At 69.5% G+C, this 18,691-nt stretch carries 20 protein-coding genes; 9 read left to right on the top strand and 11 right to left on the bottom strand.

The annotated features are described in order from the left end of the window. Nucleotides 1-159: 159 nt before the first annotated feature. On the top strand, nucleotides 160-1,716 hold the full coding sequence (locus tag DMH03_RS19130; protein WP_125793372.1) for a VWA domain-containing protein: 1,557 nt from the start codon (nucleotides 160-162) through the stop codon (nucleotides 1,714-1,716). Here the strand turns inward: DMH03_RS19130 and DMH03_RS19135 are convergent. Further along, complete coding sequence (locus tag DMH03_RS19135) at nucleotides 1,646-3,055, bottom strand: amino acid permease (RefSeq protein WP_125793373.1); 1,410 nt, start codon at nucleotides 3,053-3,055, stop codon at nucleotides 1,646-1,648. The genes DMH03_RS19130 and DMH03_RS19135 overlap by 71 nt on opposite strands. A gap of 152 nt (nucleotides 3,056-3,207) precedes the next feature. On the opposite strand from DMH03_RS19135, the gene DMH03_RS19140 reads away from it, so the two are divergent. Continuing rightward, a complete protein-coding gene (locus DMH03_RS19140) occupies nucleotides 3,208-3,798 on the top strand; it encodes a DUF305 domain-containing protein (protein WP_125793374.1) in 591 nt (196 codons plus the stop codon). Here DMH03_RS19140 and DMH03_RS19145 read toward each other — a convergent pair. The 6 genes from DMH03_RS19145 to DMH03_RS19170 form a co-directional block, all read right to left on the bottom strand. Then, on the bottom strand, nucleotides 3,775-4,746 hold the full coding sequence (locus DMH03_RS19145; protein WP_125793375.1) for a DMT family transporter: 972 nt from the start codon (nucleotides 4,744-4,746) through the stop codon (nucleotides 3,775-3,777). The two genes, DMH03_RS19140 and DMH03_RS19145, sit on opposite strands and share 24 nt — an antisense overlap. Nucleotides 4,747-4,899: 153 nt before the next feature. Continuing rightward, on the bottom strand, nucleotides 4,900-5,448 hold the full coding sequence (locus DMH03_RS19150; protein ID WP_125793376.1) for a hypothetical protein: 549 nt from the start codon (nucleotides 5,446-5,448) through the stop codon (nucleotides 4,900-4,902). A 65-nt stretch (nucleotides 5,449-5,513) separates the two neighbouring features. Beyond that, nucleotides 5,514-7,046: an alpha/beta hydrolase gene (locus DMH03_RS19155; protein WP_125793377.1), complete on the bottom strand. Its 1,533-nt coding sequence runs from the start codon at nucleotides 7,044-7,046 to the stop codon at nucleotides 5,514-5,516. Beyond that, nucleotides 7,046-7,336, bottom strand: a complete 291-nt coding sequence (locus tag DMH03_RS19160) for a hypothetical protein (protein ID WP_125793378.1) — start codon at nucleotides 7,334-7,336, stop codon at nucleotides 7,046-7,048. The genes DMH03_RS19155 and DMH03_RS19160 overlap by 1 nt, the downstream gene beginning before the upstream one ends. Nucleotides 7,337-7,406: 70 nt before the next feature. Then, nucleotides 7,407-8,021 (bottom strand): NAD(P)H:quinone oxidoreductase, encoded by a 615-nt coding sequence (gene wrbA / locus DMH03_RS19165; RefSeq protein WP_125793379.1) that lies wholly within the window; start codon nucleotides 8,019-8,021, stop codon nucleotides 7,407-7,409. A gap of 48 nt (nucleotides 8,022-8,069) precedes the next feature. After that, complete coding sequence (locus DMH03_RS19170; protein WP_199748932.1) at nucleotides 8,070-8,879, bottom strand: 1-acyl-sn-glycerol-3-phosphate acyltransferase; 810 nt, start codon at nucleotides 8,877-8,879, stop codon at nucleotides 8,070-8,072. Nucleotides 8,880-9,177: 298 nt separating this feature from the next. On the opposite strand from DMH03_RS19170, the gene DMH03_RS19175 reads away from it, so the two are divergent. Together DMH03_RS19175 and DMH03_RS19180 are read left to right on the top strand one after the other, a co-directional pair. Then, on the top strand, nucleotides 9,178-11,505 hold the full coding sequence (locus DMH03_RS19175) for a DNA translocase FtsK (protein WP_233611560.1): 2,328 nt from the start codon (nucleotides 9,178-9,180) through the stop codon (nucleotides 11,503-11,505). A 109-nt stretch (nucleotides 11,506-11,614) separates the two neighbouring features. After that, nucleotides 11,615-12,079: a hypothetical protein gene (locus DMH03_RS19180; protein WP_125793382.1), complete on the top strand. Its 465-nt coding sequence runs from the start codon at nucleotides 11,615-11,617 to the stop codon at nucleotides 12,077-12,079. Between the two features lie 84 nt (nucleotides 12,080-12,163). Here DMH03_RS19180 and DMH03_RS19185 read toward each other — a convergent pair whose 3' ends face one another. Then, nucleotides 12,164-12,808: a nitroreductase family protein gene (locus tag DMH03_RS19185; protein ID WP_125793383.1), complete on the bottom strand. Its 645-nt coding sequence runs from the start codon at nucleotides 12,806-12,808 to the stop codon at nucleotides 12,164-12,166. Between the two features lie 10 nt (nucleotides 12,809-12,818). Continuing rightward, entirely contained in the window at nucleotides 12,819-13,667 is an 849-nt protein-coding gene (locus DMH03_RS19190) for an alpha/beta fold hydrolase (protein WP_125793384.1), read from the bottom strand. A gap of 58 nt (nucleotides 13,668-13,725) precedes the next feature. Between DMH03_RS19190 and DMH03_RS19195 the strand changes: the two genes are divergently transcribed. Then, nucleotides 13,726-14,259 carry an ABATE domain-containing protein gene (locus tag DMH03_RS19195; protein WP_125793385.1) on the top strand — a complete coding sequence of 178 codons (534 nt, stop codon included), beginning with the start codon at nucleotides 13,726-13,728 and terminating at the stop codon, nucleotides 14,257-14,259. Between the two features lie 43 nt (nucleotides 14,260-14,302). Here DMH03_RS19195 and DMH03_RS19200 read toward each other — a convergent pair whose 3' ends face one another. Continuing rightward, nucleotides 14,303-14,830: an amino-acid N-acetyltransferase gene (locus DMH03_RS19200; RefSeq protein ID WP_199748933.1), complete on the bottom strand. Its 528-nt coding sequence runs from the start codon at nucleotides 14,828-14,830 to the stop codon at nucleotides 14,303-14,305. 88 nt (nucleotides 14,831-14,918) lie between these two features. On the opposite strand from DMH03_RS19200, the gene rimO reads away from it, so the two are divergent. The 4 genes from rimO to DMH03_RS19220 all read left to right on the top strand — a co-directional run bounded on the left by rimO (nucleotide 14,919) and on the right by DMH03_RS19220 (nucleotide 18,014). Continuing rightward, complete coding sequence (gene rimO / locus DMH03_RS19205; RefSeq protein WP_125793387.1) at nucleotides 14,919-16,367, top strand: 30S ribosomal protein S12 methylthiotransferase RimO; 1,449 nt, start codon at nucleotides 14,919-14,921, stop codon at nucleotides 16,365-16,367. Further along, the gene (pgsA, locus tag DMH03_RS19210; protein WP_125793388.1) at nucleotides 16,364-17,005 is read left to right on the top strand and encodes a CDP-diacylglycerol--glycerol-3-phosphate 3-phosphatidyltransferase; all 642 of its coding nucleotides are present in this window, start codon (nucleotides 16,364-16,366) and stop codon (nucleotides 17,003-17,005) included. Before rimO ends, pgsA begins: the two co-directional genes overlap by 4 nt. After that, entirely contained in the window at nucleotides 17,002-17,463 is a 462-nt protein-coding gene (locus tag DMH03_RS19215) for a CinA family protein (RefSeq protein WP_125793389.1), read from the top strand. The genes pgsA and DMH03_RS19215 overlap by 4 nt, the downstream gene beginning before the upstream one ends. Before the next feature lie 101 nt (nucleotides 17,464-17,564). Continuing rightward, nucleotides 17,565-18,014, top strand: coding sequence for a helix-turn-helix domain-containing protein (locus DMH03_RS19220; protein WP_199748934.1), 450 nt, complete (start codon nucleotides 17,565-17,567; stop codon nucleotides 18,012-18,014). Nucleotides 18,015-18,065: 51 nt separating this feature from the next. On the opposite strand, the gene DMH03_RS19225 is transcribed toward DMH03_RS19220, so the two are convergent. Next, complete coding sequence (locus tag DMH03_RS19225) at nucleotides 18,066-18,551, bottom strand: carboxymuconolactone decarboxylase family protein (RefSeq protein WP_125793391.1); 486 nt, start codon at nucleotides 18,549-18,551, stop codon at nucleotides 18,066-18,068. Nucleotides 18,552-18,691: the final 140 nt, after the last annotated feature.

The raw sequence follows: 18,691 nt of genomic DNA on the forward strand, positions 1-18,691 counted from the left end.
TGTTTTCCTTACGGGGCAAGTGTTCCGCGACCCGTGTTCGGACACCTCCCGCCTCGGTACGGTTTCTCCTACGCCGAAAGTCGCAGCCTTCCCCTAAGAGTGGGGTCGGCGTACCCTCGGACGCTCCTCGAGCCCCATGCCGGGAGACCGGGAGAGTCCATGGGACGCCACACCACCGCCCGGACCCGAAGACGGATACTGCTTCCGCTACTGGCGCTCGCGCTGGCGGCCGTGCTCGGCGCGGCCACCTGGGTGACCGTGGCCCTGGCGCGTTCCGATCCGGGTTGCGAGCCCGAGCGGGTCGTCGTCGCCGCGTCGCCCGACATCGCTCCCGCCGTCATCCGGACCGCCCGCGACCTCGGTCTCGCCTGTGTCGCGTTCGACGTCCAGGCCAGGGATTCCCTCCAGATGGCGGACGAGCTGTCCGGGACGGCGCCCCGGCCGCAGGCCTGGATCCCGTCCTCGACGCTGTTCCTGAGAAGGGCCGGCGGTGTTCCCCTCTCCGGGCCGTCGGTGGCCAGTTCGCCGGTGGTGCTCGCGGTCGCGGAACCGGTCGCGAAAGAACTCGGCTGGCCCCGTAAGCCGCTGACCTGGCCGGAAGTACTCGGCCACGCCGGAATCGTCGCCGGGATGCCGGATCCCGTGAGCGACCCCGTCGGTGTTTCGGCGCTGCTGGCCTTGCGCCATGTCACGAAGGGCGCCTCGGATCCGGCCGCCGCGTACGTGGCCTTGCTCCGGAAGTTCTCGGCCGGCGCTTCGCCGACGGTGTTCCCCGCGGCGGAGAACGCGGTGCTGCGGCACAACTCCGAGCTGCCCGACGGCGAGATCGCGCTGGTGGCCGCGTACTCCGCCGCGGCCCCCGCGCTCGACTACCCGTTCGTCGAGATCGCGGGCGCGACCCAGCAGCAGGGCAAGGCCGTCGCGGAACTGAAACGCGCCCTGCTTCACGGTGCCGCGACCGGCCCACGGTCCGACGTGCGTGCCCCGGGCGGGCAAGCGTTGCGGTTGGCGGAAACCGATCAGCGTGTCGAGGCGCAAGGACAGCGCAGCGCCGAGATCCCGGCCGCCACTGATGTCGACGAAGCGCTCCGCCAGTGGGCCGGGGTGAACGCGGCCGCCCGGGTCCAGGTGTTGATCGACGTCTCCGGTTCGATGAGCGCGCCGGTCCCGGGAACCGGCAAATCCCGGCTGCGGATCACGCTGGAAGCGGCGGAGAACGCGCTGCGGCTGTTCAAACCCGCGTCACAGATCCGTTTCCTGACCTTCGCGACCAAAATGGACGGTGAACGCGACTACCGGGAGATCCTGCCGATGGCGCCGGTCGGACAGCAGCTGGCCGCCGTGGACCGGCTGCGCGCCGTCCGCGCCGTGCCGGACGGGCAGACCGGCCTGTACGACAGCGTCCTCGACATCTATCGGCTGGCACGCGCGGAATGGCAGCCGGGGAAACTGAACCTGGTCATCGTGATGACCGACGGCCGCAACACCGACCCCGGCGGCATCAGCCGCGAGAACCTGCTGGCCGAGCTGGGAAAGCTGCACGACAGGAAGCACCCGGTACCGTTGATCGCCCTCGGGATCGGCCCGGCCGCCGACGAGACCGAACTCGGGCAGCTCGTCGTCCCGGTCGGCGGCCAGGCCTTCCTCAGCCGTGATCCCGCGAAGATCGGAGAGGTGTTCTACGGTGCTCTCGGCCGGATCGCCGGCGCTGGATGAAGTAGACGCCGAGGATCACCACCAGGCTGATCAGGCTCAGGTACAGCTGGGCCCGCGTGTCCGCGTCCACGAACAACATCGACGCGACCACGGCCAGCGTCCCGGCGAGCGTGAGCCAGCTCAGCCACGGATAGCCCCACATGCGCAGCTTCAGCCGCTCCGGCGCCTCGGCCTCCAGACGGCGCCGCATCCGGAGCTGCGAACCCGCGATGATCGCGTAGACGAACAGCGCGACCGCGCCCGCGGAGTTGATGATGAAGTAGAAGATCTTGTCCGGTGACACGAAATTCATCACCACGGCCACGTACCCGACCGAAGTGGACACCAGGATCGCCTTCCACGGCACACCGCGCCGGTTCGTGTCCGCGATCCACTTCGGCGCCCAGCCGTTGCCGTGCAACGCGAACAACATGCGGGAAGCGGTGTACAGCCCCGAATTCAGCACCGACAGCACGGCCGTCAGCACCACCGCGCTGACCACGGTCTCGGCGGCGGGGATGCCGAACCGGCCGAACGCGGCGGCGAACGGGCTCGTCGTGGTCGGGATCTCCCGCCAGCCGGTGATCATCACCAGCAGCGTCACGGAGCCGACGTAGAACACGATGACCCGCCAGACGATCGACGAGGTCGCCTTGCGCACGGCGGTTTCCGGCTCCCGCGATTCGGCGGCGGCGATGGTGACGATCTCCGCGCCGAAATAGGAGAAGATCACGATCACCACGCCGTGGACCACCGAGAACCCGCCGTTGGCGAAGAAGCCGTCCTGCGCGATGTTGCCGACCGAGAACGAACCGCCGGGCCAGAGGCCGAGCACGAACAGGACGCCCACCACGAGGAACACCACGATCGTGGCGATCTTGACCGACGCGAGCCAGAACTCCGTCTCCCCGAACGACTTGGCCGAGGCGAGGTTGGTCGCGGTCAGCAGCAGCATCAGGACGAGCGAGAAGATCCATTGCGGCACAACGGGAATCCAGGTCTGCAGGATCTTCGCCCCGGCGACGGCCTCGAACGCGACCACACCGACCCAGAAGTACCAGTAAAGCCAGCCGACGGTGAAACCCGCCCAGCCGCCGAGCGAGGTCCGCGCGTATTCCATGAAGGAACCCTGGGACGGCGCGGCGGTCGCCATCTCGCCCAGCATCCGCATCACGAGCACGACGATCAGGCCGCCGATGGCGTAGGAGAGGACGGCCGCCGGGCCGACGGTGTGGATGACCGCGCCGCTGCCGATGAACAGGCTCGCGCCGATGATGCCGCCGAGGGCGATCATCCGGACGTGGCGTTGCCGCAGGTCCGGGCGCAACCCCGGCCGCTCGGTCGTGGTTTCTGCGCCCATTCGCGGTTACCTCCTGTCGGAGCGGCGGTGGATCGCGGGATTGTCGCACCACGAGCCCGCGAGGAAAAGTGTTTGCGCAACCCCCGGTGAACAGGCCGATGTGGACTCTGCCAACCTAGGCACCTCCACCGCGCGTTCCGAGGAGCTCTTCGATGTCGCACGCCGTCCTCCGGTTCCTGCCCGCCGTCGCCATGGCCGCCGTCGCGCTCGCGGGCTGCTCGGACGAGGCACCCCAGTCGCAGACGGCGCCTCCCGGGTCTTCACCGATGGCGCAACAGGCCGCCGTTCCGTTCAACGACGCCGATGTCGCGTTCGCCCGGCAGGCGCTCGCGCACCACCAGCAGGGCGTGGATCTGGCTTCACTGGCGGAAACCCGCGCGGAGAACGGCCTGCTGAAGGCGCTCGCCAAGCGCGTCATCGACACGCACGAGCCGGAGATCGCGCGGCTTTCCGGGCTCATCGAGGCGTGGGGCCAGCCCGCGCCGGACGACCCGAACCTCGAACACATCCAGCGCGACGGGTACATCGGCCCCGGCGACATGGCGGAATTGGCGGGACTGTCCGGAAAGGACTTCGACCGCCAGTTCACCGCCCGCCTGATCCGCCAGCGCGAGGCGGGTGTCCGCATCGCCGAAGCCGAAACCCAGCACGGCCGCAACCCCGACGCCCGCGACCTCGCCGCGACGACGTCGCGTTCGCAGCAGCAGGAGATCGGCGAGCTACGAGGCCTCCAGCAGGGTTGAGTCCGTCTGGACCACGTTCGAATTCAGCTGGACGATGTACGCGCCGGTCAGCAGCACGACCGCGCCCGCGGCTTGGATCCAGCTGAGCGCCTCGCCCAGCAGCAGCCAGGCCGCGGTGGCGGCGATCAGCGGCTCCACCAGTCCCACGACGCTCGCCACCGACGCCGGGAGATGCCGCAGCGCCGCCATGCCCGTCGCGTAGGCGAGGACGGTCGCGATCAGCACCAGCGCGATCAGCAGCGACCACACCGGCGGCTCCCACGGCCCGAACGACGCCGGGGCGTCGAGCACGCCCCACGGGATCGTCCACGGCGGCGCGACCGCGCACACCAGGACCGCGCCGATCGTCATCCCCCAGGTGACCATGCCGAGTGGATCGCGATCCGCGACGCCCCGTTCCCCGAGCAGGAAGTAGCCCGCCGAACAGACGGCCGCGCCCAGCCCGGCGAGCAACCCGACGACGTCCAGGCTGAGCCCCTCCCAGACCTGCGCGACCAGCACGAGCCCCGTCATCGCCAGCGCGATCCCCGCCCACATCGCCCTCGGCAACCGCACTCGCCGCACGAACCGCACCCACAGCGCGATCAGCACCGGTGAGGTGAACTCGAGCAAAATCGCGATCCCGACCGGGATCCGGCCCGCCGCGAGAAAATACATGAGCTGAACGCCCGCCACGCCGAGCGAGCCGTACGCCAGCAGCAGCGGCCACTCGCGCTTCGTCACTTTGAGGAGCTTCGGCCGGAAGACGGCGAACAGCGCGAGCAGCACGATCGCCGACAGCCCGATGCGGATCGCCGCGACCTGCTCCGGCGACAACCCCGCCTGCATCGCCGGTTTGCCCAGCACACCCGACGTCCCGAAGAAGACCGCGGCGAGCAGGATGAGCGTGATGCCCCGGCCGCGATGCGCGACATGCTGGGCGGGGGCGGCGGCGAGTTCGGCGGTCACGGCCGGAGGGTAGAGGCCGGGTGGCGGCGGGGCGACCCGTTTTCCCAGCGGCTGGGCGCGCCGACAGGCCGAGCGGGGAAGATTTGGGACGTTCAACGTCCGGAATCTTCCCCGCTTCCAGCAGCCCACTACCCTCCCGGTGGCCATGGGCCGTCAGAAGGAGGCGCCGCCGTCGGTCCAGTTGGTCTGCGCGAAGTCCTCGTCGTCGACGGGGGCGCGGCGCGGTTTGCGGACCGGCTCCGGTTCCGGGGGAGCGGCGACCGGTTGCTCGGGTTCGGTGGCTTCGGCGGCTTGGGGTTCGGGCGTGCCGTTGGGCCAGACGCAGGGGGAGGTCGCCCCGACGTAGAACTTGCCGAGGTCGTTCGCCTGTACGGACATGTCGAAAGCGTCCGCTTTGTTCCTGACGAACACGTACTGATCCTTCGGCCGCGAATCCGTCAGGACCGCGAAGTCGTGAGCCGACCACCACTGGACGATCGCGTCGAAGTATTCCGCGAACCGTGCCGGTTCGAGGCCGGTGACCTCATAGGTCGCGGAGATCTCGAAGCGGCCTTGGGGACCGTCGTCGGTGGGGTCGGCGCACTCGGACCTGTGCTGGGTGAACGGTTTCCGTTTCGCCGAGCCGGGCAACGCGGAGAGCGCGCCCTCGATGTACCGCTCGACCTTGTCTTTCGCCTCGTGTTCGGTGATGGTCGGTTTCATGGCGTCTCCACCTCCGGGGGAACAAGCGGACAAGAGCACGAGAAGAGCGGTCAGGAGCGGAAGTCTCACGAGGCGGGCTTTCCCGCGATGATCAGGCCGATGTTCCGGAGCGACGGGTTGTTGTCTTCCCAGTATTCGCTGTGCGCCTCCGTGCTGTACCCACTCCACCCGTCCGTGCCCGGCGCCGAAGTGAACACCTGCCCGCCGAAGTCCGCGTCGGTCGGGTCCTGGCCGAGGATCGGGTCGTAGCCGGCGATCTCGACGTTGGCCAGGTTGATCATGTCGTGTTCGGCCACGGTCGCGTGCACGTGCTTGCCGATCTCGTCCTGGTTCACCCCGTCGAGGTGCAGTTCGCCGCCGTCGTCCGCGCCGACGCCGGGGCTCGCCACGAAGACGAGTTCGTCCGCGGCGAGGCCGCCGTCGACCGCCGCGTGCCCGACGACGGTGGTGCCGTAGCTGTGGCCCAGCACCGTGTTGTGCGAAGGCGGTCCTTGGTGTGTTTCCCTTAGCCCGTCCTGGAATCCGGCGAGGGCCGCCTTGCCGCCGTCGGCGTACTTGGCGTTCGCGGCGTCGGTGATCTCGTTCGGCGCGTCGTAGCCGAGCCAGGTGATCACCGCGGTCGACGGCGAACCCGAGGTGGTCGCCGCGGCCCACATCTTGTCGGACCGGTTGAGATCGCCGCCGATCTTCGCCAGTTCCGAACCGGTCCCCGGCACATAGGTCGCCACATTCGCCGCGGTGTCGGGATTCCCCGCGGAAACGATCGCCTTCCCGTCGCCGCTGGTGTCCAGCCCCAGCAGGAACGCCTGCGGCTCCGACTGGGCCAGCCGCTGTTCGATGGCTTCCAGACCCTTGAGCTTGGGATCGCCCTGGAGCCGTGCGATCTCGCGGGCGAGGACGGCTCGGTTGGCGGCGTCGCGGTCGGCCGCCGGGATACCGTCGAGATTGCCGACGAGCCCCGGGTTTCCTTGCAGCAGTGCGACTTTCGCCGTATCCGACAGGCTTGCCCACCAGGCCTTGTTGTCGCCGGGGGAGCCGTTCTCCGGCGGGCCGATGATCGACAGGCCGCTTTGCGCGGCCCCGGCGTCCGCCGCTTGGGCGAGGGTGCCGCCACCCTGTTCGGTGATCTCGCCACGAAGGGCCCGGCCAAGGATCGCGGCGAAATCGGCGTCGACGTCCGTCGCGCGGCGCAGGCCCTGTTCGATCCGGTCGGCCAGTTCCGCCATCACGCGAGACTGGTCGGGCCGCGCGACGCCGACGGAGATCTCGCCGCGGGGACCGATGGCCAGGCCGTTCCGGTGCGCCAGTTCGTCGGTCTCCCGCACGAACGCCACGATCCGGTCCAGCGCGATCTGCACCTCGTGGGCACCTCGCCGGACCGCGGACGCCTCGGCGACGAGCCGTTCCAGGGTGGAGGTCAGCGATTCGCCCCGGATCGACGCGGCGGTGGCCGCCTCGCCGGTCCAGCCCGTGAAGCGGGCCATGGCTCCGACGTCGTCGTTCGCCGCGATGATGCGGGTGCAGCCGTCGTTGAGCGCGTCGGCCACGCGGCCGATCGCGGCCGGATCCCACCGGCGCACGTCATCCCAGGTGAGCATCAGGCGGGGAGTTCTCGTGACGCCGCGAGCTCGTTCGAGCGGTAGCGGACGGCCGCCGCGTCGAGTCGTGCGGAGTAGTCGGCGGTGTTCTCGGCCCAGCCGGGCACCGCGCGGCCCCAGGCGTCGGCGAGCAGCCGGGCCGCTTCACCGGATACGCCACCCGGCAAGCCCGCCGCGACATCGGCGAGCGTGGCCGCGAGGTTCACCTTCCCGACGTCGTCCGAAGCCCGTTTCGCCGCGCTTGATGCCGCGCCGATCGATTCCAGGACCACCTCGTAGCCGCCGGTCATCCCGCTTCCTCCCCGTAGCGTGACGCTGTGTGACCACTCTATGACGTGGGAGGCGGGTGTGCGGTTCCCTTCACCCGTCCTTGAAAAGGCCGTCGGCGATGTAGCGCGAGACAGTGGCGAGCCGTCGCCCCTGTAACCGGAGGGCGTCCAGGGCGAGTTCGTCGGGTTCGGCGGATTTGCGTGAGACGAACGAGCCGCCGTAGGGATTGCCCGATTCGAGCAGCCGCGGATCGGGGTAACCGAGCGGCAGGACGATGGCGCCCCAGTGGTAGAAGATGTTGTTGGTCGCCAGCACGGTCGATTCGAGCCCGCCGTGCGCGGTGGACGCGGTGGTGAACGACGTCGCGACCTTGTTCACCAGCTTTCCCTTGGCCCACAGGCCACCGGTGCTGTCCAAAAAGGACTTCAGCTGGGCGGCGGGGCCGCCGAAGCGGGTCGGGCTCCCGGCCGCGAAACCGTCGGCCCATTCCAGGTCTTCCAGCGTCGCCGTCTCGTGGTGCGGCCCGGCGTCCACCCACGCCTGCCAGCGCGGATTGCTCGCCACCGCACCGGGCGGGGCCGTTTCGGGAACCGTGCGGACACGGACGTCGGCTTCGGCCTCGCGGGCGCCGTCGGCCAGCGCCGTGGCGAGTTTCGCGGTGTTTCCGGTCGCGCTGTAGTAGACGACGAGGATGCGGGTGCTCACGTCCGCCGACCCTAGGCGAACGTGAGCACGCGTCTCAGGATCCGGAACTCAGTACTTCTTCCAGGGACTGACGGTGTCGGTCGGCCGTGTCGGGTCGTGGAAGCGCGGCTTGTCGAGTTCGTCGCGGCGCAGCGGGACCAGGCCGTCGGTGATGGCCTGCATGATCTTGGCGTGCGCGCGGACCCCGGCGCCCGGCCGTTCCGGCTCGACCTCCGACAGGTCCACCGGCTCGCCGAAATGCACCTTGAACCGTGGCCGCCGCATGGGCGCGCTCAGCCCGGACTTCGCGAGCGGCACCAGGTCGGCGGGACCGTTGACGGTCTCCGTTCCCCAGTACACGGCCTCGTGCGCGCCCCACTGACTGATCGGGATCACCGGCACCCCGGCGGCCAGCGCGAGCCGCGCCGCGCCGGTCTTGCCGCGCTCCGGCCACAGGCCGGGATCGTGACTGATCCGGCCCTCGGGATAGACGATCAACGGGTCATGGGTGGTGCGCAGCGCTTCGGTGGCTTCGGTGAACTGGCCGATGGCCGTCGAAGCCTGTTTGCGGTCGACCCGCAGGTGGCCGCTGACCCGCAGCGCGGGGCCGATGACCGGCGCGTCGAGGATGCCGCCCGCCAGCATGAACCGCGGGTTGATGCCGATCCGTTTGCAGGCCGCCATCAGCACGAACGCGTCGAACACCCCGATGTGGTTGGCCGTCATGAGCAAGGGCTTGCGGCGCAGTTCGGCCGGAACACCGCCGGTCACGGTGAGTTTGCCGACGAAGTTGACCAGCCCCCGGTCGATGTTCAGCATCGTGCGCCAGATGGCCGGGGCGCGGCGAGCCGAATTTTCATCCTGATGCAGCGCGAACATGGGGCAGAGCATGTCATGAACCGCTTTTCACCCGGATGGCCGCTCAAGCTGTGACCTGAGACGAATGTTCAAGATGTGCTCCGAGTGGCAGCCGGGGCTGGAGGGTCGAGGCGGTTACCGTGGAGACATGGCTAGCGGGTCGACGACCAGGAAACGGAGTACGGCGCGAAGCGGCGGCAGCAAGGGGCCGGCGCGAAAGCCGCGTACCCCGGCGAAGCCCAGGTCAACGGCTGCGAGGAAGCCCGCTCCACGGCGTCCCGCACCGCGGAAGAAATCGTCCGGCACGTTCGCCAAGGGCGTGCGCGGCACCTGGAACCTGCTCGCGAAGGGTCTCGGGACCCTGGCGCGGACGGTCGGCCGCGGCCGTGAACTCGAACCGGAACACCGCCGGGACGGTCTCGCACTGGGCCTGATCGCGCTGGCGCTGGTGATCGCCTTCGGCGTCTGGTGGCGGGCCGCGGGCCCGATCGGCGGCTGGGTGGAGGTCGGCACGCGCTCGCTGCTGGGCGCCGGGGCGGTGACGTTGCCGCTGGTGCTCACCGTCGTCGCCGTCGCGCTGATGCGTTCGGAACCGATGCCGGAGGCCCGGCCGCGGATGGTGATCGGCACGCTGCTGGTCATCCTGTCGGTACTCGGCCTGCTGCACATCTTCACCGCGCTGCCCGAGACCAACGACGGCCGGATGTACGCCGGCGGGGTGATCGGCGCGTTCTCCGGTGGCCTGCTGACCATGGGCGTCACCACCTGGGTCGCCGTGCCGCTGCTGGTGCTGGCGCTGCTGTTCGGCACGCTCGTGTTCACCGGGACCCCGGTCCGGGAGATCCCGCACCGGCTGCGGAACTGGGGTCTCGACCCCGAAGAGATCGAAGAGGCCGAGGCCGAGCGCAAGGCCATCCACGACGAACGCGACGCCGTCACCGAAGCCGACCCGAAGTCTGTCCGCCTGCGGAAGCCGTCGCGCCGCCGCCAGGCCGCGGCCGACCACGAGGGCGAGCAGCTCGACATCGAGGCCGCGCTGGCCGAAACACCGACGCCGCTGCGACCGCCGAAGCCGGCCCCCAAGCCTGTCGAAGAGAAGAAGCCGAAGAAGGCCGAGGCTCCGCTGGCGGTCACGAGGACCGTCGAAGGCGACTACAAACTCCCGCCGCCGGATCTGCTGAAGCTCGGCGACGCGCCGAAGTCCCGCAGCAAGGCCAACGACGCCATGATCGAGGCGATCACCGGCGTGCTGGAGCAGTTCAACGTCGACGCGCAGGTCACGGGCTTCACACGGGGCCCGACGGTCACCCGGTACGAGGTCGAACTCGGCCCTGGCGTGAAGGTCGAGAAGATCACCGCGCTGACCAAGAACATCGCCTACGCGGTGGCGACCGACAACGTCCGGCTGCTCGCGCCGATCCCCGGCAAATCCGCGGTCGGCATCGAGGTGCCGAACTCCGACCGCGAGATGGTGCGCCTCGGCGACGTGCTGCGCGCGCCGTCGACGGTCAAGGACAACCACCCGATGGTCATCGGGCTCGGCAAGGACATCGAGGGCCATTTCGTCACCGCGAACCTGACGAAGATGCCGCACCTGCTGGTGGCGGGGTCCACCGGTTCCGGTAAGTCGAGCTTCGTGAACTCGATGCTGGTGTCGCTGCTCGCGCGGGCGACGCCGGACGAGTGCCGGATGATCCTGATCGACCCGAAGATGGTCGAGCTGACCCCGTACGAGGGCATCCCGCACCTGATCACGCCCATCATCACCCAGCCGAAGAAGGCCGCCGCCGCGCTGGCCTGGCTGGTGGAGGAGATGGAGCAGCGGTATCAGGACATGCAGGTCAACAAGGTCCGGCACATCGACGACTACAACAAGAAGGTGCGTTCGGGCGAGATCACCGCGCCGCCCGGCAGCGAGCGCGTCTACCAGCCGTACCCGTACATCATGGCGATCGTCGACGAGCTCGCCGACCTGATGATGACCGCCCCGCGCGACGTCGAGGACGCGATCGTCCGGATCACCCAGAAGGCGCGTGCCGCCGGTATCCACCTGGTGCTGGCGACCCAGCGCCCGTCGGTCGACGTCGTGACCGGCCTGATCAAGACCAACGTGCCGTCGCGGCTGGCGTTCGCGACCTCCTCGCTCACCGACTCGCGGGTCATCCTCGACCAGCCGGGCGCGGAGAAGCTCATCGGTATGGGTGACGCGCTGTACCTGCCGATGGGTGCCGGGAAACCGGTCCGCATCCAGGGCGCCTTCGTCGGCGACGAAGAGATCTCCGCGGTGGTGAACTTCGCCAAGGAGCAGGCGCAGCCGGACTACCAGGACGGCGTCACCGCGGCGAAGGCCGGCGAGAAGAAGGAAATCGACTCCGACATCGGCGACGACCTCGACGTCCTGCTGCAGGCCGCCGAGCTGATCGTCACCTCGCAGTTCGGCTCGACGTCGATGCTGCAGCGGAAGCTGCGCGTCGGTTTCGCCAAGGCCGGACGGCTGATGGACCTGCTGGAAAGCCGCGGCGTCGTCGGCCCTTCGGAGGGCTCGAAGGCGCGGGACGTGCTGATCAAACCGGAGGAGCTGGAGTCGGTGCTGTTCATGATCCGCGGCGGCGGGGACGCGAACGGCGGCGACGTCTCCGAGGACTGAGCGGACCGCGAGGATCTGACATCCCCACGACCGTCGCTGAGTTCCCGGGCAGCGAGGGCAACTGAAGAACCGATGCAACGGACCGGAGCCTCCGCTACGTCCAGAACACGTGGACCCCAAGAAGCTGCTCGTCGTCCTCTGCGCCCTGGTCGGCCTCGCCTGCGGAGCCGGGAGCTCCGCCGCGCGCGAACAACCCGCCGCGACCCAGCCCACGCTGGTCCAGCCCGCGCCGGTACAGCGGCCCCAGCCTGCCCAGGGCGCCGTCGAGCTGGGGGAGACCGTCGTCCTCAACGCCGGTGACACGACCGAGGTCGCGTCGAAGGACGTCAGTATCCGGTTCGCTCGTCTGGTGTCCGATTCCCGCTGCGCCGCGGGCATGGTCTGCGTCTGGGAAGGGGAGGCCGTGATCGAGCTGGCCTTGGCCGAACCGGGACGCGGTGAGCGGACGACGGCGGAAGTCGCCTCCACCGGGCGGGGTGGCCGGCAGTCCGTCGAGTTCGCCGCCTGCCGGGTGGACCTGGTCGCCGTGAGTTCGGGGGGCGACCAGGTCACCCTGCGGGTGTCCAAGGCTTAGCTGGCGACGTCGGGGAAGCCGGTCGGTACAGCTGGTCGTGAGTGGCAAGTGTCGTTAGAACGACACTTGCCACTCACGACCAGCTCACGACAGCGGGTTCCCCCAGCCGTCGAGGTACGCCACTTCGGACAGCGGCACGCGCGACGCGGGTTTGAAGTCCGGCACCGTCGTGTAGGCGACCGGCAGCAGCCCCACCTGCGTGACGTCGGCCGGGATGCCGAGGATTTCGGCCGCCTCCGCTTCGTGCGTCAGGTGATACGTCGTGAGCGTCGAGCCGAGGCCGCGTGAGCGCAGCGCCAGCTGGAAGTTCCACACCGCCGGGAAGATCCCGCCGTAGAACGCGGCGTCGGTCGCGTTGTCACCGGCAGGCCTGCCGGTCAGGCACGGGATGACGAACACCGGAACCCGGTCGATCACGTCGATCAGGTGCTGTCCCGAGGCGAACGCCCGCGCGACGGAGGGTTCGGTGATCGCCTCGCCCAGCGCCGCCGCGTTCGCCTCCAGGTACGCCTTCCCGACCCGCCGGAACAGTTCGGACAGCCGGTCCTTCACCGCCTGATCCCGCACGACGAGCCATCGCCACGCCTGCTGGTTCCCCGGCGTTGGCGCCTGCAACGCGAGCCGCAGGCACTCTTCGAGCACCTCGGGTTCCACCGGCCGGTCCAGGTCGAGCTTGCGGCGGACCGCTCGCGTCGTGCTGAGCAGATGGTCGGTGACCGAGGTGTCCATGTCCCGCCTTTCAGTGGTGTGCCGCCAGGAAGCGGTCGATCAGCTCGCTGATCGGTTCGACGTCCTCCTCCAGCGCGAAGTGCCCGGTGTCGAAGAAGTGAACCTCCGCCGAAGGAACATCATTCCGGAACGCTTCGGCTCCCGCAGGGGCGAAGAACAGGTCGTCGCGGCCCCAGACGGCGAGTACGGGCGGCTGCGCTTCCCGTAGCCACGCCTGGAACTTCGGGTACACGGGCGGGTTGTTCCGGTAGTCCCAAAGCAGGTCCTGCATCGCCTCCACGCGGCCGGGACGGTCGAGGAAGTACTGGTCCAGCAGGTAGTTCGAAGGATCGATCGTCTCTGGATCGCGGGCGCCCTCGGTGTACTGCCACTGGATCTGTTCCGGCTGGAGGATCTCCGCGAATCCGCGCCGCGCCTCGGTTTCGTCCGTGAGAGAAGCGAAGTCCGGCATCGCCGGGCCGAGTCCTTCGACGTAGGCGTTGCCGTTCTGCGTGATCAGCGCCGTGACCTCGGACGGCCGCGAGACGGCCAGCCGCAGCCCCACCGGGGCACCGAAGTCGAAGACGTAGAGCGCGTATCTGCGCAGTTCCAGCGCGTCCACGAAGTCGCCGACCACCTCGGCGAGCCGGTCGAAGGTGAACGTGAAGCCCTCGGGTGTCACCGTCTGCCCGAATCCGGGCAGGTCCGGCGCGATGAGCCGCCACCGGCCGGCGAGACGGCGCATCAGCCGCACGAACTGGTGCGACGACGTCGGGAAGCCGTGCAGCAGCAGCAAAACGGGTGCGTCGGGGGCACCGGCCTCGCGATAGAAGACCTCGACGTCGCCGAGTTGGACCGAGCGGTGCCGGATGGTCGCCATGAACACTCCCTAATGGTTAGAACTGTCTTGAACCATTAGTACCTGATAGTGTCAAGGCATGCTCGATCTCGACACGCTCCCCGGTGACGATCTCGCGGTGAACCTCGCCGACACCGTGATGCTGGCCGTCTCGCCGTCGGTCGATCTGCTCGACGACGGCCACGACAGGTTCTGGTCGACGCAGGCGCCCCTGCTGCCCGAAGGCATCCGGCCGCCGTCGGCCGCGCAGACGAGGCGGTTGCGGTCAGCGGTGCGTGAGGTGCTGGAGGCGACCGTGGCCGCCCGGGCGCCCGAGGCGTGGGCGGTCGAGCGGGTCAACGCGGCCGCGGCCGCCGTTCCCACCAGCCCGCGGCTGACCGCCGAGGGAGCGAAGACGTTCTGGCATGGTGAGGACGGCGCCGAGATCGCGCTCGCCGCAGTCGCGGTGGCCGCGATCGACCTCGTGTCCGGTCCGCGCGCCGCCCAGCTGCGGCGATGCGGCGCGCATGACTGTTCGATGCTGTTCGTGGCGGCCAACAGGAGGCGTGTCTGGTGCACGCCGTCGCTGTGCGGCAACCGGGTCCGGGTCGCCCGCCACGCGAAGAAGGGCTGAAGGGGACCATCGCCGCATGCGATGCGGTGAAAGTCCCCTTCAGCTACAGCTCCAGCAGCATCCGGCTGTTGCCCAAGGTGTTGGGCTTCACGTACGGCAGGTCGAGGAACTCCGCGACACCCGGGTCGGCCGAACGCCGCATCTCCTCGTAGACCTCCTGGGTCACCGGGGTGCCGTCGATCTCGACGAAGCCGTGGCCGGCGAAGAAGTGGGTCTCGAAGGTCAGCACGAACAGCCGCTTCAGCCCGATCTCGCGGGCGAAGCCGATCAGCTGCTCCACCAGCGCGTGCCCGATGCCGCGACCACGGGAGGCCTTGTCGACGGCGATGGTGCGCAGTTCGGCGATGTCCTCCCACAGCACGTGGAGGGCGCCGCAGCCGAGCACGTCGTCACCGTCTTCGACCACCCAGAACTCCTGGACGCTCTCGTAGAGGGTGACGAGCTCCTTCTCCAGCAGCACCGTCCCCGCGTCGGAGTCGACCAGCGCCTTGATCTTGCGGACGTCCGCGATCCGCGCCCGGCGGACGGTCGGAGGGCGGCGAAGGAGAGGGTCTGAGGGCACGTCCACCATTAAGCCATCCACGAGGTATCGCCCGGTCGAGGGCTCGCCCGAGCGAGCGATCGCCGACCCCGCGAACAGGCCAGCTACCCTAAGGCACGTGCCTTCTCCCACCACTGATCCTGTCGCCACCCGTCGCGTTTCCTTGTTGACCCTCGGTTGCGCCCGCAACGAGGTCGATTCCGAGGAACTCGCCGGACGGCTGGCGGCGGGCGGCTGGGAGCTCGCCGCCGAGCCCGAGGACTCCGACGTCGTGGTCGTCAACACCTGCGGCTTCGTCGAGTCCGCCAAGAAGGACTCGGTCGACACGCTGCTCGCGGCGTCCGACACCGGCAAGAAGGTCGTCGCCGTCGGCTGCATGGCCGAGCGCTACGGCAACGAGCTGGCCGAGAACCTGCCGGAGGCAGACGCGGTCCTGGGCTTCGACCACTACGCAGACCTCTCCGAACGCCTCGACGACGTCGTGGCCGGTCGCAAGATCGAGTCCCACACCCCCTCCGACCGCCGCAAGCTGCTGCCGATCAGCCCGGTGCAGCGCCCGGACGCCGCCGAGTCGGTCGAGGTGCCGGGGCACGCGCAGCGCGGCTGGGGCCCGCGGGTGCTGCGGACCCGGCTCGACACCTCCCCGGTGGCCGCGCTGAAGATCGCGTCCGGCTGCGACCGGCGCTGCTCGTTCTGCGCGATCCCGTCGTTCCGCGGTTCCTTCGTGTCGCGGCAGCCGGACGAGATCGTCGCCGAGGCGATGTGGCTCGCGGAGAACGGCGTCAAGGAGGTCTTCCTCGTCTCGGAGAACTCCACCTCCTACGGCAAGGACTTCGGCCGTGACGGCGCCCGTGCGCTGGAACTGCTGGTCCCGCGCCTGGCCGCGGTGCCCGGGATCGAACGCGTCCGCGTCTCGTACCTGCAGCCCGCCGAGACGCGCCCCGGCCTGGTCAAGGCCATCGCGACCACGCCGGGCGTCGCCGACTACTTCGACCTGTCCTTCCAGCACTCCAGCGAGACCGTGCTGCGCCGCATGCGCCGCTTCGGCTCGACGGACTCCTTCCTCGCGCTGTGCGACCAGATCCGGGACCTCTCGCCCAACGCCGGCATCCGCACCAACGTCATCGTCGGGTTCCCCGGCGAGACCGAGGAGGACCTCGCCGAGCTGGAGCGCTTCCTGAACGGTGCGCGGCTGGACGCGGTGGGCGTCTTCGGGTATTCGGACGAGGACGGCACCGAGGCCGAGACCTTCGAGGGCAAACTCGACGAGTCCGTGGTGACCGAGCGGGTCGCGCGGATCTCCGCGCTGGTCGAGGAACTGACCTCGCAGCGGGCCGAAGACCGGATCGGTGACTTCGTCGACGTCCTCATCGAGCAGGCCGAGGACGGCGAGGACCCCATCGGCCGCGCCGCGCACCAGGCCCCCGAGGTCGACGGCGAATGCGTCCTGATCGAGACGGAAGACCTGCCCGCGCTGGCGGTGGGTGACTTCGTGCGCTGCGAGGTCGTCGACTCCGAAGGTGTCGACCTGATCGTGCGGCCCGCACCGCCCGAGGCCGACCGGTGAATGCCGCCCCGAGCGACGCCGGGGCCGGAGAGGGGACGGGCGGTGAGCACGCCCGGGTTCCCGATGCCACCCCGGTCCCGACCCTGAACCTGGCGAACCTGCTCACGATGTCGCGGCTGGTGCTGGTGCCGCTGTTCGTGCTGGCGCTGTTCACCGGCGACGGGACGGACACCTTCTGGCGTGCGATCGCCACCGCGCTGTTCGCGATCGCGTCGTTCACCGACCAGGTCGACGGCTGGGTGGCGCGCAAGTACGGGCTGATCACCGACTTCGGCAAGATCGCCGACCCGATCGCGGACAAGGCGCTGATCGGCGCCGCGCTGATCGGGCTGAGCGTGCTCGGCGAACTGGGCTGGTGGGTCACCATCGTCATCGCGATCCGCGAGATCGGGGTGACGCTGCTGCGGTTCTGGGTGATCCGGCACGGGGTCATCCCGGCCAGCCGCGGCGGCAAGGCCAAGACGCTCGCGCAGGTCGCGGCCATCACCGCGTATCTGCTGCCCCTGCCCGCGTCGGCCGAGCCGGTGCGCTGGGTGCTGATGGGGCTCGCGCTCGTGCTGACCGTCGTGACCGGGCTCGACTACGTCGTGCGCGCGGTGCGGCTGCGCGCCGCCGGAAGGCGTGCCGCGGGCACATGAATGCTGAGACCTTGATCACTCACCTGATCGAGCGCGGGGAGACGGTGGCGACGGCGGAGTCGCTGACCGCCGGGCTGGTCTGCGCGACGCTGACCGAGATCCCCGGATCGAGTGCCGTCGTCCGCGGCGGCCTGATCGTCTACGCGACCGATCTCAAGGCGACGCTGGCCGGCGTCGACGAAGACCTTCTCGCCGCGCACGGCGCCGTTCATCCCGAGGTCGCGGCGCAACTGGCCGTCGGCGCGAAAGAGCGGTGCGGCGCCACTTGGGGCCTCGGTCTCACCGGCGTCGCGGGTCCGGACGGACAGGACGGCGTGGCGCCCGGCACCGTCCACGTCGGGCTCGCGGGCCCGGCCGTGCTCACCGTCCGTACGCTGGACTTGAGCGGTGATCGAGCCTCGGTCAGGGCCGGTGCGATCGAGGGCGCGTTCGCCCTGCTGGGGGAACATCTCGCATGATCGCCGCGTTCGCCCTTGGCGTATTGCCGTGTCAACACCTGCGCCCGGGGCACCGCTCTGGGTAACGTAGGGGGTAGTCAGTCCTGGAAGGGAGGCGCGTGATGACCGTGCTGTTGCGCGAGGCGATCGGCGACCGGCTCCGACACGCCCGCACGAACCAGCGTCGAACGCTGCGGGACATCTCCCGCGCCGCCAGGGTGAGCCTCGGATACCTGTCCGAGGTCGAGCGTGGGCAGAAGGAGGCGTCCAGCGAGCTGCTGGCGTCCATTTGCGAGGCCCTGGAACTTCCGCTGGGCGAACTCCTGCACAAGGTCGCGGCGGACGTCTCGGCGATCGACAACGTCGAGGTCGCCCCGGTCGACGAGAAGGTCGAGGCCGGAAAGCGGCGTGCTCCGGAGCGGGAGAAGACCGAAGCGGGCGAGCTCGAAGGCGGCCGTCTGGTGTCCGAGCTGATCGGCAACGACCTGGCCGATCTGCGGATTTCGCCACCGCCGCGGATGAGCCCCGCCCTGCGGACGACCATCTCCGCACCGAAGATGGTCGCCGCCTAGCAAAGTTGTGAACGGAGAAGGCCCCAGGCAGTCCGCCTGGGGCCTTTCCCGTCAGTTCGCGACGCCGTCGAACGTGCCGGCCTGGTACGAGCCGCCCTTGGTGTGCGTGATGACGAGCAGCCGGTTGGCGGCGTTGATCATCGCGACCAGGTAGACCAGCGCGGCGATCTGATCGTCGTCGTAGTGCTTCCGCACCTGGGCCCAGGTCTCGTCGGAGACGCCCCGGTGCGCGTCGGCGATCCGGCTGCCTTCCTCCGCGAGCGCCAGCGCGGCCTGCTCGGCCTCGGTGAACACGGTGGACTCGCGCCAGGCGGCGACCAGGTTGACGCGGACCGCGGGTTCGCCGGCGGCCGCCAGGTCCTTGGCGTGGGCGTCGACGCAGAAACCGCAGCCGTTGAGCTGGCTGGCCCGCAGCGACACCAGTTCCTGGGTGACCTTCGGCAGCGTCGACCCCTTGATGGCCACACTGACTCCTGCGAAGCGCTTGCCGATCTTCGCGCCGAGCTCGTTGCTGTTCAGATCGAAACGGGAATCCATGATCTCGTCCTCATTCGTGGTCGTGCTGAAACCGAACGACCACCAGATGCCGGGAGCCCGGCGGCCCTGACAGCATCGGAACGTGACGTGCGCCACGGCCTCGAAGTGTCAGAAATCGAGGGACGCGGCGTCTGGTGGGG

Origin of the sequence: Amycolatopsis sp. WAC 01376, assembly GCF_003947415.1 — a bacterium.
Lineage (GTDB): Bacteria > Actinomycetota > Actinomycetes > Mycobacteriales > Pseudonocardiaceae > Amycolatopsis.

What these genes read in the sequence shown, in the direction of transcription:
- DMH03_RS19155 (WP_125793377.1), bottom strand. Translation starts at nt 7,046, where the DNA reads ATGCTCACCTGGGATGACGTGCGCCGGTGGGATCCGGCCGCGATCGGC.
- DMH03_RS19150 (WP_125793376.1), bottom strand. Translation starts at nt 5,448, where the DNA reads ATGAAACCGACCATCACCGAACACGAGGCGAAAGACAAGGTCGAGCGG.
- DMH03_RS19195 (WP_125793385.1), top strand. Translation starts at nt 13,726, where the DNA reads ATGCTCGATCTCGACACGCTCCCCGGTGACGATCTCGCGGTGAACCTC.
- DMH03_RS19130 (WP_125793372.1), top strand. Translation starts at nt 160, where the DNA reads ATGGGACGCCACACCACCGCCCGGACCCGAAGACGGATACTGCTTCCG.
- DMH03_RS19185 (WP_125793383.1), bottom strand. Translation starts at nt 12,808, where the DNA reads ATGGACACCTCGGTCACCGACCATCTGCTCAGCACGACGCGAGCGGTC.
- DMH03_RS19160 (WP_125793378.1), bottom strand. Translation starts at nt 7,336, where the DNA reads ATGACCGGCGGCTACGAGGTGGTCCTGGAATCGATCGGCGCGGCATCA.
- DMH03_RS19135 (WP_125793373.1), bottom strand. Translation starts at nt 3,055, where the DNA reads ATGGGCGCAGAAACCACGACCGAGCGGCCGGGGTTGCGCCCGGACCTG.
- DMH03_RS19215 (WP_125793389.1), top strand. Translation starts at nt 17,002, where the DNA reads ATGAATGCTGAGACCTTGATCACTCACCTGATCGAGCGCGGGGAGACG.
- DMH03_RS19190 (WP_125793384.1), bottom strand. Translation starts at nt 13,667, where the DNA reads ATGGCGACCATCCGGCACCGCTCGGTCCAACTCGGCGACGTCGAGGTC.
- DMH03_RS19170 (WP_199748932.1), bottom strand. Translation starts at nt 8,879, where the DNA reads ATGTTCGCGCTGCATCAGGATGAAAATTCGGCTCGCCGCGCCCCGGCC.
- DMH03_RS19220 (WP_199748934.1), top strand. Translation starts at nt 17,565, where the DNA reads ATGACCGTGCTGTTGCGCGAGGCGATCGGCGACCGGCTCCGACACGCC.
- DMH03_RS19225 (WP_125793391.1), bottom strand. Translation starts at nt 18,551, where the DNA reads ATGGATTCCCGTTTCGATCTGAACAGCAACGAGCTCGGCGCGAAGATC.
- DMH03_RS19200 (WP_199748933.1), bottom strand. Translation starts at nt 14,830, where the DNA reads ATGGTGGACGTGCCCTCAGACCCTCTCCTTCGCCGCCCTCCGACCGTC.
- DMH03_RS19140 (WP_125793374.1), top strand. Translation starts at nt 3,208, where the DNA reads ATGTCGCACGCCGTCCTCCGGTTCCTGCCCGCCGTCGCCATGGCCGCC.